Annotated in this window: 17 protein-coding genes; 3 read left to right on the top strand and 14 right to left on the bottom strand. The window is 31.6% G+C overall.

The window, feature by feature from the left end:
* Positions 1–62: 62 nt before the first annotated feature.
* From CKL_RS05240 to CKL_RS05230, 3 genes are all read right to left on the bottom strand, one after another.
* Positions 63–1,196: a GerAB/ArcD/ProY family transporter gene (locus tag CKL_RS05240; protein WP_242652532.1), complete on the bottom strand. Its 1,134-nt coding sequence runs from the start codon at positions 1,194–1,196 to the stop codon at positions 63–65.
* A complete protein-coding gene (locus CKL_RS05235) occupies positions 1,150–2,631 on the bottom strand; it encodes a spore germination protein (RefSeq protein ID WP_012101441.1) in 1,482 nt (493 codons plus the stop codon). The genes CKL_RS05240 and CKL_RS05235 overlap by 47 nt, the downstream gene beginning before the upstream one ends.
* 178 nt (positions 2,632–2,809) lie before the next feature.
* Positions 2,810–3,451: an Hsp20/alpha crystallin family protein gene (locus CKL_RS05230; RefSeq protein ID WP_012101440.1), complete on the bottom strand. Its 642-nt coding sequence runs from the start codon at positions 3,449–3,451 to the stop codon at positions 2,810–2,812.
* Between the two features lie 184 nt (positions 3,452–3,635).
* On the opposite strand from CKL_RS05230, the gene CKL_RS05225 reads away from it, so the two are divergent.
* From CKL_RS05225 to CKL_RS05220, 3 genes are all read left to right on the top strand, one after another.
* Positions 3,636–4,610, top strand: coding sequence for an SDH family Clp fold serine proteinase (locus CKL_RS05225; protein WP_012101439.1), 975 nt, complete (start codon positions 3,636–3,638; stop codon positions 4,608–4,610).
* Position 4,611: 1 nt separating this feature from the next.
* On the top strand, positions 4,612–4,788 hold the full coding sequence (locus CKL_RS20615; RefSeq protein ID WP_012101438.1) for a hypothetical protein: 177 nt from the start codon (positions 4,612–4,614) through the stop codon (positions 4,786–4,788).
* 261 nt (positions 4,789–5,049) lie between these two features.
* Positions 5,050–6,198, top strand: coding sequence for a methyl-accepting chemotaxis protein (locus CKL_RS05220; RefSeq protein WP_012101437.1), 1,149 nt, complete (start codon positions 5,050–5,052; stop codon positions 6,196–6,198).
* 124 nt (positions 6,199–6,322) lie between these two features.
* Here the strand turns inward: CKL_RS05220 and CKL_RS05215 are convergent, their stop codons facing one another.
* The 11 genes from CKL_RS05215 to CKL_RS05170 all read right to left on the bottom strand — a co-directional run bounded on the left by CKL_RS05215 (position 6,323) and on the right by CKL_RS05170 (position 16,050).
* Complete coding sequence (locus CKL_RS05215) at positions 6,323–8,059, bottom strand: sulfite exporter TauE/SafE family protein (RefSeq protein ID WP_012101436.1); 1,737 nt, start codon at positions 8,057–8,059, stop codon at positions 6,323–6,325.
* An 88-nt stretch (positions 8,060–8,147) separates the two neighbouring features.
* Positions 8,148–8,804: a cell wall-binding repeat-containing protein gene (locus tag CKL_RS05210; RefSeq protein WP_242649474.1), complete on the bottom strand. Its 657-nt coding sequence runs from the start codon at positions 8,802–8,804 to the stop codon at positions 8,148–8,150.
* A 17-nt stretch (positions 8,805–8,821) separates the two neighbouring features.
* Positions 8,822–9,457 carry a cell wall-binding repeat-containing protein gene (locus tag CKL_RS05205; RefSeq protein ID WP_012101434.1) on the bottom strand — a complete coding sequence of 212 codons (636 nt, stop codon included), beginning with the start codon at positions 9,455–9,457 and terminating at the stop codon, positions 8,822–8,824.
* Positions 9,438–9,563 (bottom strand): hypothetical protein, encoded by a 126-nt coding sequence (locus tag CKL_RS21495; RefSeq protein ID WP_278184185.1) that lies wholly within the window; start codon positions 9,561–9,563, stop codon positions 9,438–9,440. Before CKL_RS21495 ends, CKL_RS05205 begins: the two co-directional genes overlap by 20 nt.
* A gap of 255 nt (positions 9,564–9,818) precedes the next feature.
* The gene (locus tag CKL_RS05200; protein ID WP_012101433.1) at positions 9,819–10,799 is read right to left on the bottom strand and encodes a sensor histidine kinase; all 981 of its coding nucleotides are present in this window, start codon (positions 10,797–10,799) and stop codon (positions 9,819–9,821) included.
* 12 nt (positions 10,800–10,811) lie between these two features.
* A complete protein-coding gene (locus CKL_RS05195) occupies positions 10,812–11,525 on the bottom strand; it encodes a response regulator transcription factor (RefSeq protein WP_012101432.1) in 714 nt (237 codons plus the stop codon).
* 77 nt (positions 11,526–11,602) lie between these two features.
* Complete coding sequence (gene mnmM, locus CKL_RS05190) at positions 11,603–12,172, bottom strand: tRNA 5-(aminomethyl)-2-thiouridylate-methyltransferase MnmM (RefSeq protein WP_012101431.1); 570 nt, start codon at positions 12,170–12,172, stop codon at positions 11,603–11,605.
* Between the two features lie 70 nt (positions 12,173–12,242).
* Complete coding sequence (locus CKL_RS05185; RefSeq protein ID WP_012101430.1) at positions 12,243–13,211, bottom strand: ABC transporter ATP-binding protein; 969 nt, start codon at positions 13,209–13,211, stop codon at positions 12,243–12,245.
* Positions 13,212–13,228: 17 nt separating this feature from the next.
* Entirely contained in the window at positions 13,229–14,194 is a 966-nt protein-coding gene (locus CKL_RS05180) for an ABC transporter ATP-binding protein (RefSeq protein ID WP_012101429.1), read from the bottom strand.
* Positions 14,187–15,089, bottom strand: coding sequence for an ABC transporter permease (locus CKL_RS05175; RefSeq protein ID WP_012101428.1), 903 nt, complete (start codon positions 15,087–15,089; stop codon positions 14,187–14,189). The genes CKL_RS05180 and CKL_RS05175 overlap by 8 nt, the downstream gene beginning before the upstream one ends.
* A gap of 22 nt (positions 15,090–15,111) precedes the next feature.
* A complete protein-coding gene (locus CKL_RS05170) occupies positions 15,112–16,050 on the bottom strand; it encodes an ABC transporter permease (protein ID WP_012101427.1) in 939 nt (312 codons plus the stop codon).
* Positions 16,051–16,090 lie beyond the last annotated feature (40 nt).

The following is a 16,090-nucleotide window of genomic DNA, read 5'->3' as shown; positions in this document are numbered from 1 at the left end:
ATAATATAAAAACTCCTGAATACAAATAATGATGTATATAAGGAGTTTTTATAATTCTACACTTAAGCTTTTTCTACTCCTTTATCCTTTTTAAAATGAATTAAAATTGCTATTGTAGAAACATACATAATATTAAATGCTGCATATACATTGATTATTCTATCTGTATAACTTCTCCTTATTGTAGGATTTCCATATAAACTAGTTATAATAATTATTAAAGGATATAATAGCAATGTAAATGTCTGAGGGGATATCTTTTTTATAGATTGATTTAAACCATAAGAAATTGAAAAATAATGAGTAGCCATACATTTAAATTGTACTATGGACCACAGGGCTATAAATACAAATCTAAAGCTATTTACAATAGGAATATGTACACTATCAGCCAATGTCAAAACGGGCCATATATATTTAGGGGAAATTTCAATACCTAAATAGTAAATAGTTGCAGAAACTGTCCATGTATAAATAAATGTTACAATAACAATTGCTTTTAAACCACATTTCAACAAATTCTTGTTGTCTTTTAAAAAAGGATAGATAAATAGTATAACTTCCATACCTGAAAAAGGAAAAAATGTTTGCATAGAACCTTTTAATATATTACCTATACCATTATCAAATACGGGCATTAAATTTAAGAAAGTTCCATAAGCTAATATCCCTATAGGAATAACGAGTAAAGTTATAGTTAAGTAAAAACCTACCTCATTTAACCTACCTAAAGGTTTTATGCCATTATAAACAATATAGGTTACAGGAATCAATGAAGTAAATACCATTTGATAGTTCTGCAAAAATCCGGTAGCATATATTTTAAACACCTGAATATATCCTGAAAACTCTGACGTAAGCATGAATAAAAAGTAAGATATAAAAATAAAATTTAAAATACTGCCTAAAATATTTCCAAAACATTTTTTGCTTAACGCCAATATATCCTCATTATAAGATTTTTTACATAAATAGTTTGCTATGAGCAATATATACAAAGGATATACTGCTCCTAATATACAACTGATCCAGCTGTCTTGCCTTGCAAATTTTATAATACTATTAGGTATATACATAATTTCAATGCCTACCATAGCTGATTTTAATGTAAATGTAAATTGACTGGGGGTTAAGAATGCATGTTTTGACTTATACATTTTTCTCATTCCCAAAGTTGCTTTGTCTAGTGGAATCATTATTTGGAATGGCTTTAGGTCTCCTATTCATCTTCCATATAGGTGCCCTTATAAATATATCTTTCATGTCACTCTTGTGGAATACCATGTATGGTACTCCAAAATTCTCCAAGCAGCAAAGATAGGCCAATATAGAAAACCATCCTATAACTATGCCAAGTACTCCAAGCCAATTTGCCAATATAAGCATGGGATACGTTAAAGCTCTTATTCCAATAGACATTTGATAATTAGATATTACAAAAGAAGCCACTGTAGTAATTCCCGCCACAAGCAAAGTAGGCGAACTTATAACTTTTGACTGAATTGCAGCATCTCCGATTATAATACCTCCTACTACGCTGATTGTCTGGCCTATTTTTCCCGGCATCCTAAGTCCACCCTCTCTCAAAAATTCTATAGTTAACTGCATAACCAGCAGGGACATAAAAGGAGTTAACACTATACCCTGCCTTGCTTCTATAAGAGACTTAATATATTCAACAGGAATAAGTTCTGGATTAAATTTAATTAATGTTATATATATTCCAGGAACAGATATCACTATAAATACAGCTATAATTCTCACAAATCTTATAAACCATGCCTGTAATGTCCTACCATAATAATCCTCTGCAGTCTGAAAAAATTCTATAAATATGGAAGGATAAGTTGTAACATAGGGTGTACCCTCTAGTAAAAAAGCTATTTTCCCTTCCATCAGGCCTGCTTCTATTACATCAGGTCTTTCAGAACCACTGGTTTGAGGCAAAACACTATAGGGATGTTCTTCTATACACTGTTCAATAATACTATTTGCTGGAATAAAGTCTATATTTATTTTATTTATTTTATCTTTCATCCTTTTAAGGAACTCTTTATCTACCACATCATCTATATACATAATTACTAAATCTGTTTGAGATCTTCTTCCCAATGTAAATTTCTCTGTAGTTAAATTTCTGTCTTTTATTCTCCTCCGTAATATACTTATATTAGTTTCTAAATTCTCCACAAAACCTTCTCTTGGTCCTCTTAAGGAAAGGTCATTTTCCGGTTCAGATATAGCTCTATAATTCCCTCCTGAGGTATTTATTATAATAAAATTACAGCAGTTTTCAATTATTAACACAGTTTTTCCCCTTTTAATACTGTTTATAACATTACCTATATCTCTTTCAATACAAGAATCACTGGCAGCAATATATCTTTTTTGTATATAATCTTCTATGTCCTTTTTTCCTGCAAAGTCTTCTTTCACATGTAACATTAATGGATTCAATATATCTCTATCTATAACGTCTTTATTTATAAGACCGTTTAAATAAATAATGGCAGCTTCTATACAATTATTTTTTCCTATAAGTAGGTTTCTTACTACCATTTCAGTTTGTTCTCCTAATAAATTCTTTATATTTTCAATGTTGTGATCTATGTTATATTCTTTGTTATCCATTTATATCACCCCAATCTATATAATAAATATATTTCCCCTAATCTGTAAAAAATATTTATTTAAACATTATGTCCAGTGGTCTTTACCTATGTAAAAAACTGCTGACAAACATATTTTGTCAGCAGTTCAAGGGTACTCTTTTATTCAATGTGAAAGTGATTTAATTATAGTAACAATATTATTTACTTATCATTACATTTCCGGTATCTTTCCCCAATGTATGGGATGCTCTATTAAATTTTTCTGTCTTTGGTAATCTTATTTCAACAACTCCACTTTGCAGCGTAGCTTCCACGGCTTCTGCCCTTACACTTGTTGAAAGTGGAATTGTTCTATTTAATACAAATTGATTGGAGCCATTTAATAAAGTACCTGATATTGTTAATGAATCATCTGTAACATTAAGTTTCAAATCATTTATTGCAGAGTTCGATACATAAGCAGATACCATAATATCACTGGATGTTTCTGAAATATCTACAGTAGGCTGAATCATAAGGTTTCTTCCCATAGGAATTTGAGTGTTATAAGTTATACCGTTAAAAGTTCCGCTTCCCATTTGACCAAATTGAGATGCTGAAATGCAAGGTGTGGTATTAGTCATTTGAGAAGCATTGACATACCCTACCTGTGGACTAATAGCCCAGCCAGTCATAGGCTGGGAATTATTAGAAAAAGCATTTATCGCCACTCCTGAATGTGTACCAATTCCATAGTTAACAGTAGTACCCATGCATGAAACATTTGAAGATATTGGAACAAACCTCAACTGTTGTATGTTAGTTCCCTGCTGTTCTGAAGTATTAGTATTAATTTGCATAATAATGTACCTCCTAATTTTTTATTTTTTACAGTACTTATTATTGTATATTAAAGGAAAAATTATTCGAAAAATTTTTTAAAATATTTAAAAATAAAACTCCATTAATCTGAATATATATAAGACCAAATTCAAACAATAATCTTAACTAAATTTTAATTTTCAATTTTGGGATGTGATTAAAATGAATGAAAATAGATATAAATTAATTAAAGATATATCAGAAGAACGTAATTCCAAAGTAATATGCTACTTCTGTGGTGACAGGCAAAATGTCAACATAAGAGTGGCCCCAGATATTATTCCAATCTTTCATAAACTGCTTGAGCATTTGGGAAAAACAGATAAAATAGATCTATTTATTTTTACTAAGGGAGGAGATGTACTGACATCTCTCCGTTTAGTTGAACTCATATACGAATACTGCAGCAAATTTTCAGTATTAGTACCCTATAAAGCTTATAGCGCAGGTACTTTAATATGCCTTGGTGCTTCTGAAATAATTATGACTAAGATGGGAGAACTAAGTCCTGTAGATCCTAATATAACCAGCGTTTTTAATCCTGAGGATGCCAATAATATGAAGCTTCCTATTAATGTGGAGGATGTGTATTCTTTCTTTTCTATTGCCAAAGATGTAATAGGTCTTAAAACTGATGAAACTTTAATTAAAGTCTTTACTAACTTAACAGAACATATTCATCCTTTAGCTGTTGGAAGTATATTCAGAAGTCATGCTCTGATAAGAACTGTCGCAAAAGAACTGCTTCTTATGCATATGAACTATCAGGATGAATATAAAATAAATGAAGTTGTAAATATTTTAACAGAAAAACTGCAATCACACAGCTATATGATAACAAGGAGGGAAGCTAAGAACATAATTAAACTTCCTATAGAAAATTGTTCTGATGAATTAGAAAAAAAATTATGGAGTCTTTATGAAACTTACGAAAAAGACTTTTCTTTTAATATCCCATTCTCTCCTGAAGAAGCAGCAGATTCCTTAGGTAAATTTTCTGTATGTTCAGGAATTATTGAAACAGCTGATATGAGTTATGGCTACATTTTTGACGGAGCAATTCATAACATGGGAGAGGGTAATATAAACGGATATGCAAATGTAAATATTGTAAATCAAGCTTGGAGGAGAATATAATATGAATTTAAAATCTAATAAACAATTAAAGCGATTTAGAAATATATACAACAACTCAGGATGCGTTTCCTCAAATTATAAGATATCCAATAATGACCTGGAAATATCACATATAGAATATGAACAGGATGAAATAAGTGGTGAATTTAACATTAATAAAGTGAAGTTTAACAGATAATAAAAACAACCCTTTCTATAAAATAAAATTAGCTTGTTGAATAATTAAACATTTATTATATGTTTAATTATTCAACAAGCTAATTTTATTCAACTGTAATTCTAATTTTATACAATTAATCAACAAAATGTAATATCGGCAAAAATAATTTAAAATAAATAGTTAAAGTTTTGAAATTTAAATACGAATTATTATTGAGTTAAATATTTATATAAATATATAGACTACAGTAAAAATATAACTTAAAAAGGAGTTGTTGTCATGATTTCTATGAAGTCATTATCTGACTTAAAAGCCTTGGCTGAAATAGAAGCAAATTTAATACCTGGAGGTATTGTGTATGGAATTATAGAAGGAGATACAATGACCTGGGTAAAAAAATCTGATTCCCTTGATATTAATGTATTTTATATTGGACTTAAACTGGATAAAAATAGTACAAGCATGCTTGCTATCCGCGAAAAAAGAATTATATCTCAGAATATACCCCGTTCTGTTTATGGCACTAGATTACACATATCTTCAATTCCAATTATTGATGAAGAAGATAATGCTGTAGGAGCCTTTTCTTTTGCGATACCCAAAGTACACTCTGTACTAAAGGCATTTCCTGACTTTGCGCCAATGTTATCTGAAATGTTTTCTGAAGGTGTTCAACTTAGAATAGCAGACTTAAATAAAATTGTAGGTACTCAATCTTCCAAAAAATTTGATATACCTTTTTTAAAAGAAGGGGTTGCTCTTGATAAAAATTATATTGAAAGTAAAGTAATACAGTCTAAGAAGCCTGCATCACAAGAAATAAGTACCTTAGAGTATGGAGTTCCGGTAAGATTGTCAGCCTATCCTTTATTTGACGAAGACACCAATGAAATTGTAGGGGCCTTTAGTGTTACTACTCCAAAGGAAATTGCTGTAACCTTGCGTAACATGTCTGCCAATCTGGAAAACAGCCTTACTGGAATATCATCTACCATTCAGGAATTAGCAGCCTCCGCTTCTGAAATACACTCTAACCAACAAAATCTTAGTATTACTATTAATGAGATAACTGCCTTATCAGAAGAAATTAATAAGGTATCCGAATTTATAAAGGCAATTGCAGATGAAACTAAAATGCTGGGTTTAAATGCTTCAATAGAAGCAGCAAGAGCAGGAGAATTTGGTAAAGGATTTGGAGTTGTAGCTGCAGAAATAAGAAGATTATCTGAGCAATCTAAGGATACCATACCTAAGATTACAAAATTGACAGATAATATAAAAGAAAAAGTAGATGAATCAAATAAGAAAAGTCAAATTTCTTTATCTGCCAGTCAAGAACAAGCTGCTGCTACGGAAGAAATTACAGCCAGTATAGAGGAAATAACCTCATCCTCTGAAGAATTAAATAAAATTGCAACTACTCTTTAAATACATATTATGTATTATTGCAGACATATTTTAAGAGCAGTAAGGAATTTTTATAAAAATCTCCTTACTGCTAAAAAATTAGATATTTAGAAATAATTAACTAATCACTTGATTTTCAAGTACTTTAATTCTCGTACAATTGTGATACAGTTATAATCGGATAATATTTCTCATCTACATTGGCAGGAAAATCAATATTTGTATTAGTTCTTGTATCTCCATTTAAAGTCCCTGTAACAGTAACAGTAATATGATCTTGTTTATTTGTATTATTAATCAATTCCCATGCTAACGCCTGGGTACCAGTCCCTGGTATAAAGCTTTCTCCTTTTCCAGTTGCAAATTTTCCGTCAAAATAATAGAATTTATAAGTTCCATTACTTCGAAGTGCTGTCATTCCATATCCACTGTTTGCACAAGCCTGCATTGATAAACAATCTTTTGTGTCATTACCTGGATCTTGTTTTGCTTTACCAGTATCTGAATCTACGTACTGAACAAAACAATCTTCATCTTGAATAAAGCCTGTTAAAGTAACTGTTGTGGTTTGTGCCGGTGCTGGTGTTTGTACCTGTGCCGGCACAGTATTAGAATCTTCTGATTTTGATTGGCTAGTTTTTAAATTGTTTTCCGATAATTCATTATTTGAATTACCAGCAGTACTACCCTTTACATTTGATACTTTAGATGAATTCTCCTCTTGTGATGTATTTTTTGAAGTTTGAGTACTTGAATTAGGTACTTGTTTTATTGGACTAGTTAAATTATTAGAATTAGATGCTCGTCTTAATTCTTCCCTTGATACCACTTTGATTTTGCTCTTAATCATTCCCATCCAGCAAGTATAAATAAACTCTCCTTCTTTATCTGGAATAAATTCTACTATATTATTTCCTACAACAAATTTCTTTTCTATATTATAAACAGGTATTTGTATTGCATTATTACAATCAGAATAGACCGCCTTATCAACCTTTATAGTCCATCTAACTTTAATTCCTTTTGCAACTTGAATTGGAGGAAAATAATCCTGTCCAATGCTCGTAGTCACTATCTGTATATTTCCATGTATAACAGAAACTTCATAGTCACCTGCCTTATTGTTAGAATCTACAAATGATGGAAATACGACACCTGTAAGTGCAAGACCTCTCCCAATCATTACAATACCAAGAATAATTACTAAAACAGCACTGAACTTTAAAATATATCTTGAAAACTTCTTATTGATTATTGCACTAAATGTGCCAAATGCAAATATACCTGGAATAGTACCTAATGTAAATATAAATGCAGAAACTGCTCCATAGATGGCACTTCTAGTGCTAAGAGCATAAAGTTGTATCATCTGCAAAGGTCCACAGGGCATTAAACCCGTTAATAATCCTACAATCAGAGGACTTGTACTGCTATTTTTCCCCATAATTCTCTTTGCAACAAATTTAGGCATTGAAATATTTAAGTGTCTTAATACAGGAAAAATACCAAGAAGATTTATAGCCATAATAATCATAAATACTCCACCTATAATTGGAATGATCCCTTTAAAAACACCTGATAGGGTGAGTACCTGTCCAATACCTCCAACTATACCTCCAATAATAGTGTAGGATATTATTCTGCCAATATTATAGATTGTAATAGGTAAAAATGTACTTTTACTAAGTTTTTTATCAGCTGTTTTAGCTTCATTCTTATTTATACATTGCGTAAGAACAATACCTCCACACATACCAATACAATGGATTGAAGTTAGTATTCCAAATAAAAAAATCAAACTAAAGCTGGCGTTATTTCCAAGTGACGGAAGGTACTTTAAATAAAAAAGATCTTTTAAAAAAAGCAGTAGATGATTCTCCATTATTTTCCCCCCTCATATTCTATCTATTTAAAAAGGTATTAAAAAATACTTACCTATGTTTTCTTAATACCCAATTTTAGATCAGAAATTAATTTTCAGCTAAAGATGTTACTGTAATTACCGGATAAGTATTACCGTCTGATGCAGTCTTTATTTCTCCATTCAACTTACCTTTTACGGTTATAGTTATATTATTTTTCTTTATAGTATTTTGTATTAGATTCCATGCAGATAGCTGTGAACCAGTACCATCAAAGGTTTTTCCATCAGCAAAAGCTGCAAAATCCCCATCAAAATAGTAGAATTTATAGCTGCCGTCACTTTCAAGAGCTGTTATTCCATATCCATTAGCTGCACAGGATTTCATTGATAAACACATTTTTGTATCATCACCGTAGTTTGGAGCATAGCTAATAAAACAATCCTGATCTTGAATATATCCTGTAAAAGTCTGTACAGTGGTTGAAGTCTCCGGATTGGTTTCACTGCCAGCTGATGATATATACCCCTTTATTTTTGTAACAATGTTTTCTGGAATAACACCAGCTCCACCTAAAACTTCGACTTTTGATGAATCAGTTAAATTTGTCTTTATATACTCAATGGCATCGGCAGTAGATTCAGATACTTCATTATCTAATAACACCAGCGGTGCCTCATTTTTTCCTGCCAACACTGAAGCAACTAGAGCATCTGCATAACCATCGCCACTTGCATTTGCTACATAAAATTTAGATGTTTTTATATCGCCCTTAAAAGCATCTATAACTTTAAGATTTGTATCAAACCTATACCTCCACTTATTCTCTTTACTCCATTAACAGCTTTATAAGTATTATCATTAATGACAAAATCAGTTCCTACCACAATAATACTTGACTTATGATCATCTATAAAATCTTTAACTAATTCTATAGAGCTTAAATCATTAGTACCAAGTAATAATATTTGTTCTTTTACAGCTGCAATTGAAGCAACTGTAAAAGCATCTGAAAATCCTTCTCCGCTAGCCAAGATTGCATTAGATGGGTCTACTCCCAATTCCACAAGTTTTTTTGCCACAGCCACATTAGTCTCATATCTATTAGCACCGCCAAGTTCAATAATATTATAGGAACTTTTTAAAAAGTCTCTAATTTCTTTAGAAACAGAGGCATTACCTCCAATGACATATACGTTCTTTGGTTTTAATGTATCCAGTGCTGTTTTTGTGTATGAATTAAAAACTTTTGGAGTAGTTAAAAGTATAGGTGCATCCAATTTTTTAGCCAGTACAGAAGCACTTATTGCATCTGCATAGCCTTCACCTGACACTAATACTAAATTATCTGAGGTTGTCCAATTTGTTACAGCAACTTGAGATGCCGTCTGGTACCTGTCAGAACCACTTGTTCTCATTACTTCTCCAGATTGCTCTAACAGTAGATAAACTCATATTAGTACCTAGAGCTGTTATTGCCAGTGCAAATGTAAGTACTATGGATAATACTCTTCTCTTATTCATACCTTTACCTCCTTAAAATCATCAACTAAAACTAACTAAAAAAGGCTAACAACTCCCTTTAATTAAAAGGAACTGTTAGCCTCTAGCTTTCTAGTTAGCTCAAATAATATACTAGCATTATTATTTTTTTACTATATTAATACAATTTAATATGTTTGTCAATATAAAACCTATATTTTATAAAAATACTATGGAGATGTCATGGAGAAAATGTTAATATTTTTTTAACTACATACAAACATACTTACTAACTATCTATTTATTGGAAGATGCCTTAGGTAATAAAACTATAAATTCTGTGCCCTTATCAAAATTATTCTGTACTGTTATTCTACCTTTATGTAAATCTACAATAGTTTTAGCTATTGTTAATCCTATTCCAGAACCACCTGTTAATTTATTTCTGGATTTATCAGCACGATAAAATCTTTCAAAAACAAAGGGCAAATCCTCTGGAGAAATTCCAATTCCCGTATCTTTTACACTTATTTTTACCATATCTTCTCTTCTTCCAACCAATCTAGTTATCCGCATTATTTCTTCATGACAGCTCATTAATCTTTCCCTATCTGGCTTCCATATGCCATCTATCATTGCTTCTATATAACTCTGAATGGTTGCAAGGGGAGTTCTCAATTCATGTGCAACATCAATAGGATTGCTTAACCATTTAGCCATAAATCCCCCTAATATTAGTGCAAAAAATAGAGAAAATACACCAGTACCTATAAGGAACTTATTTAGTGCATGAATAAAAGCAAAATCATTATCATTATAGTAAAATGGGCCATAATAACCTACTACTACATTTCCTATTTTATTTTTATTATGATAAATTGAATATTCCTTAACCCGGTATTTTCCATCCCAATTATTATAATGTCTGCTCATTTTGTTAACCATGTTATCTAGCATCTGCTTACATAGCCCATTGTTATGGACAGCTGCATCCCATACTACCCTGCCATAATTATCTATTACTCTTATAATCATTCCCTGTTCAATAACATTAACTCCCATATTCTCAATAGCAGTATAATTCCATACTCCATTATTACCGTATTGCTTGCCTATCAAGTCAGCTATTTCTTCATTTTTACGTTCCTGGTTACGAATAGTGTATTCCCTAAATTGTTTTTCAAGAAATACATTTGTGAGAATACTTATAGTCAATATACATACAAGAGAAATAAGTATGTAGGATAGGGTCAATCTACTTCTTAAACTATCTCTCATATAAAATGCCTCCTAAACACTTCCAAATTTATAACCTATGCCTCTCATAGTTACAATATACTCTGGTTCTTTAGGATTATCTTCTATTTTGTATCTTAAATTTTTTATATGAGAATCAATAGTTCTATCATAGCCTTTAAAATTCTGTCCCAATGTAACAATGATTAACTCTTCCCTAGTAAAAATTTTTCCAGGATATCTAATCATAGTTATTAATATATTGTATTCAATAGGTGTGAGGTTAACTATATTACCTGCTTTTTTAACTTCATAATTTAAATCATTAATTATTAAATCATTATCATTAAGTGAAAACAAAGAATTCTTTTCTCCAAGTTCATCCTCAGTTCTTCTAAGTAAAGCTTTCACCCGAGCTACAAGTTGCCTCGGACTAAAAGGTTTTGTCATGTAATCATCTGCCCCTATATCAAGTCCATTAAGTATATCTTCTTCATCTGTTTTCCCCGTAAGCATTATAATAGGAACCTTTGATCTTTTTCTTAACATTTCACAAATATCTTCTCCGCAAATATCAGGAAGCATTAAATCTAAAATTATAAGATCGGGATTTATTTTATTAAATAAATTCATGGCATCCACACCATTATATGCCACATATACAGCATATCCACTATTTTCAAGATAGGATTTTATAACCTCTGTAATCTTTACTTCATCATCTACCACAAATATTTTTTTCTCATATTTATTCACAATAATGTTCATTCCTTTCACCGTAACCATTTAAGACTTAAAATAGCAAGGATTTTTTTACAAACATCTCCTTGCTGCTAGAAATTCCTCTACCTTTTCTCAATTATAATAAGCATAGGTGGGCTATTAATTTGATTGATAAAATTTATTTTAACCACATTATATTTCTTTTGGTGTAATGTTTTTACATACCTTTCCAAAGACATTTTTTCAAATTTCCCCTGCTCATGGCCATAATATACTACCAAAATTACTACTCCATTTTTATCAATTAAATTCAATGCCTTTTTAAGTGCTATCAGTGTAGTATCTGCCCTAGTTGTAATGGAATGTTCTCCTTTGGGTAAATACCCAAGGTTAAAAATAACAAGCTTCACCTTTTCACTTATATAATTGTCCATATTTTCATGTCCATCATTTATAAGCTTTACATATTTAAAAAGATTTTTGTAAGCTATCTTTTTTTGTGTATTTTTAATAGCATCCTGTTGTATATCAAAAGCATATACCTTTCCCGATTGTCCCACAATTTCCGCCAAAAATACAGTATCATTTCCATTCCCCATAGTGGCATCTACTGCAATGTCTCCTTCTTTCAGCTTCTTTATACATATATCTTTAGCAATGGCAACTGCATTAGTAAAATAATTTTCATTCATGGCTCTGTTAACTCCAATAATTATATAGATTTCTTAATTTTATATGATTAAAGTATATCATATTTTCTAATTAAACAAAGTGACAGGCAGCAAAATGTCCCTCCGATATTTCTCTCAAAGCCGGTACCTCAGCATCACATTTTCCCTTCTTAAATTTAGGACATCTAGGGGAAAAGCGGCATCCTTTTGGCATATCAATGGCATTTGGCAGGTCTCCTTTTAATACAATCCTTGAAGTTTGCTGTTTTGGATCACTTTTTGGTACATCAGATATAAGTGCTTCAGTGTATGGATGGTAGATATTTTTAAATAAATCTTTTTTAGGTGATTTTTCAACAATTGTGCCCAAATACATAACAGCAATAACATCACAAATATATTCTACTACTGTTAAATCATGTGATATAAATATCATGGTCAGCCCAAGTTTATCACGTAAATCTAAAATAAGACTGAGAATCTGTGCCTGCACTGAAACATCCAGCGCAGATACTGGCTCATCTGCAATAATAAAATCCGGCTGAAAAAAAAGTGCTCTCGCTATTGCCAGTCTCTGTAATTGACCTCCACTGAGCTCATTGGGGTAATGATTGATCATATCCTCAGATAATCTTATATATTCAAGCAGCTGATTAATTCTTCTTGTGGAATCATCTTTTGATATTTTATATACTTTACCTACTTCGTGTAAAGATTTGCCTATAGTCATTTTGGGATTAAAAGATGAATAAGGATTTTGGAAGACCATCTGCATATACCTTCTTTGACTTTTTAAGTCACGCTGACTTATGTGAGTTATGTCCTTTCCCTTAAAATATATATTACCTCCGATACTATCAATCAATCGCAAAATGCAGCGTCCAAGTGTAGATTTGCCACATCCGCTCTCTCCAACAATGCCAAAAATTTCACCTTTATTGATCTCAAAAGATACATCATCCACCGCATGCAGGTATTCAGTATCATTCTTTATGAATCCAGTTCCATTTACTTCATAATATTTTTTTAAATGCTCTGCTTTAATAATTTGTTCAGCCATAAAATTCTCTCCCCAATTTATAGTTCTAAATGACAAGCTGCTGTGTGACCATTTTTACTGTATATAATTTCGGGTATTACTTCAGTACACTTTTTTGCGGCAAATTTACAGCGTGGTGCATATGCACAGCCATTTATTTTTTTTAAGAGTTCAGGAGGACTCCCCTGAATTGTTTCTAATGGCTTGCTGTGACATCCTGGTTTTGGAATACTATTTATCAGAGCCATTGTATATGGATGTACAGGAGATGTAAAAATGTCTTTTACATCTCCTGTTTCTACAATTTTACCTGCATACATAACTGATACCCTGTCACATACCTCTGCAACTACTCCAAAATTGTGTGTAATAAGCATAATAGTCATTCCCAAATTCCTCTGCAAATTTTTAAACAGCTGAAGTATTTGTGCCTGGATTGTTACATCAAGGGCTGTAGTAGCTTCATCTGCTATTAGAAATTTTGGGTTACAGGAAATAGCAATTGCAATCATGATACGCTGAATTATTCCTCCGCTTAACTCAAATGGATACTGCTTAAATCGTTTTTCTGCAGGATGAATTCCAACCTTTTCAAGCAGCCATAATGTTTTTACATATGCTCGTTTTACATCCATATTTTCATGAACCTTCATCATTTCACATATTTGTTCACCTACCGTTATTAAGGGATTAAGAGAAGTGGTGGGATCCTGAAAAGCCATGGATATATCATTACCGCGAAGCTTTTGAATATCCTTTTTCTTAAGCTTTAATATATCTACTTCATCATTGAAAAGTATTTCACCTGAATATTCAGTCCTGGAATCATCATGGAGACGGAGCAAAGCTTTAGCAGTCATTGTTTTGCCGCATCCACTTTCTCCAACTAAACCATGTATTTCTCCTTTTTTTATATCCAGATTTATCCCCCTTACGGCATGGATAATTCCTTTTGCAGAAAGTAATTCAATTTTTAAATTTTTTATTGAAATAACATTATCCATTTTTATCACCTGCTAATTTTCTAAATTCTTTAAATGAAGGTAATTTTCTCTGACTTTGATTCAAATACATTTGTACTCCATCACTGAGCACATTAATGGAAACTACTGTTATTATTATGGCAATTCCTGGTGCAACAGCAGGCATAGGTTTATTTTGTATAAATTCCCTTGCCTCTTCCAACATTGCACCCCAATCGGAAGTTGGAGGTTGTACACCCAATCCAAGAAAACTCAATGCTGCTAAATCAAGCATGGCATAGCCTAAATCAAGAGTTAACTCACTTAATAAAGTTGGAATACAATTGGGTAGAATATGTACAAAAAGTATTCGTCTACTAGAACATCCAATAGATCGTGCCGCCTCTACATATGTTTTATTTTTTTCCACAAGGGTAAGCGATCTAGTAAGACGAGAAATCATTGGAATATATATTATTCCAATGGCAACAATTGCATTTCCCATTCCCCTGCCAAAACTTGCAACAAATATAAATGCTAAAAGTAATGATGGAAATGAAAGGATTATATCCCATATTCTCATTATCAAAGCATCAATTTTACCTCCATAATACCCGCAGATCAAGCCGCAGGGAATTCCTATTACTACAGATATCAAAACAACATATACTGCACTTAATAATGTTGTACGAGCTCCAAAAATCATTCTTGAAAATATATCTCGTCCTGTTTTATCCGTACCTAAAATATGTAAATGAGATGGATTTTGCAGTGATAGAGATAAATCTATTTTATTTGGATCATAGGGTGCTATTAATGGTGCCAATATTGCCGATGTAATTATTACTATTAATACTAAAAATGATATAACAACCGCTGGTGTAAATAATGTTCCATAATTTTTCTTTTTATTCCTTAAAAAATACTTTATTCCCATAATTAACCCTTCCCCACAAAATCTATTTATATCTGATTCTTGGATCTATAAATGCATAAATAATATCAGCAATCAAATTTAATAACAAAAAAACAGTTACTAAAAGGAGAGTTACTCCCTGAACAATAGGATAATCACTATTGTTTATACCATCTATTAATAAACTTCCAATACCCGAAAGAGAAAACACTCTTTCAACTAATACCGAACCAACTATCATTACACCAATTTGAATGCTGCAAATAGTAATTATAGGTACTGCAGCATTTTTTAACGCATGCTTGAATATAACATCTTTAAATGGCAATCCTTTTGCATTAGCTGTCACTATATAATTTGACTGAAGCTGTTCTATCATACTGCTTCTAGTGACACGTGCCAATAATGCAATCATACCAAAAGCAAGTGCTATGGCTGGAAGTACTATACGTTGAATGTACTCACTGAAATTTGTAAAGGTTCCTGTAAATGAAAAGCTGGGGAAAAAAGCTGAAATAACCAATATCATTAATATACATGTCAAATATACCGGACAGGATACCAAAACTAAAATAATAATTGATAAAAATCGATCCACCCATGTATTTTTTTTAACAGCAGTAACCACCCCCACAGGTATTGCCATTAGAATAGAAAATAATGTTCCTAACAAGGTAAGTCCCAGTGTAACCGGAAGTCTCTCCTTAATCAAAGAAGTTATTGGCTGCTGATAATTAATACTTAGACCAAAGTTACCCCTTAACGCTCCAGTAATCCATATATAATACTGTATAACCATAGGCTTATTAAGATTATACTTTTCCCTAATGCTGTTGATCTCTTCTTGACTGGCCTGGCCTCCGCCAACGATAACAGCAACTGGATCAATTTTAGGTATTCTAACCATACCAAATATAATAATAGAAACTATAAAAATAATGGGTATAAATTGTAATAAACGTTTCATAATATATCTCAACATTACACTCATCCTTATCCTTCTTAAATTAATGCTAATTCCT

Origin of the sequence: Clostridium kluyveri DSM 555 (assembly GCF_000016505.1) — a bacterium.
Lineage (GTDB): Bacteria > Bacillota > Clostridia > Clostridiales > Clostridiaceae > Clostridium_B > Clostridium_B kluyveri.
Note: the sequence above shows the minus strand (reverse complement) of the source record. Positions and strands in the feature narration are given on the sequence as shown.

Coding starts and splice junctions, on each gene's coding strand:
- CKL_RS05215 (WP_012101436.1), bottom strand. CDS start 8,059: ATGGAGAATCATCTACTGCTTTTTTTAAAAGATCTTTTTTATTTAAAG.
- CKL_RS05175 (WP_012101428.1), bottom strand. CDS start 15,089: ATGGGAATAAAGTATTTTTTAAGGAATAAAAAGAAAAATTATGGAACA.
- CKL_RS05235 (WP_012101441.1), bottom strand. CDS start 2,631: ATGGATAACAAAGAATATAACATAGATCACAACATTGAAAATATAAAG.
- CKL_RS20615 (WP_012101438.1), top strand. CDS start 4,612: ATGAATTTAAAATCTAATAAACAATTAAAGCGATTTAGAAATATATAC.
- CKL_RS21495 (WP_278184185.1), bottom strand. CDS start 9,563: ATGAATAAGAGAAGAGTATTATCCATAGTACTTACATTTGCACTGGCA.
- CKL_RS05180 (WP_012101429.1), bottom strand. CDS start 14,194: ATGGATAATGTTATTTCAATAAAAAATTTAAAAATTGAATTACTTTCT.
- mnmM (WP_012101431.1), bottom strand. CDS start 12,172: ATGAATGAAAATTATTTTACTAATGCAGTTGCCATTGCTAAAGATATA.
- CKL_RS05200 (WP_012101433.1), bottom strand. CDS start 10,799: ATGAGAGATAGTTTAAGAAGTAGATTGACCCTATCCTACATACTTATT.
- CKL_RS05170 (WP_012101427.1), bottom strand. CDS start 16,050: ATGTTGAGATATATTATGAAACGTTTATTACAATTTATACCCATTATT.
- CKL_RS05230 (WP_012101440.1), bottom strand. CDS start 3,451: ATGCAAATTAATACTAATACTTCAGAACAGCAGGGAACTAACATACAA.
- CKL_RS05185 (WP_012101430.1), bottom strand. CDS start 13,211: ATGGCTGAACAAATTATTAAAGCAGAGCATTTAAAAAAATATTATGAA.
- CKL_RS05195 (WP_012101432.1), bottom strand. CDS start 11,525: ATGAACATTATTGTGAATAAATATGAGAAAAAAATATTTGTGGTAGAT.
- CKL_RS05225 (WP_012101439.1), top strand. CDS start 3,636: ATGAATGAAAATAGATATAAATTAATTAAAGATATATCAGAAGAACGT.
- CKL_RS05240 (WP_242652532.1), bottom strand. CDS start 1,196: ATGATTCCACTAGACAAAGCAACTTTGGGAATGAGAAAAATGTATAAG.
- CKL_RS05220 (WP_012101437.1), top strand. CDS start 5,050: ATGATTTCTATGAAGTCATTATCTGACTTAAAAGCCTTGGCTGAAATA.
- CKL_RS05205 (WP_012101434.1), bottom strand. CDS start 9,457: ATGAGAACAAGTGGTTCTGACAGGTACCAGACGGCATCTCAAGTTGCT.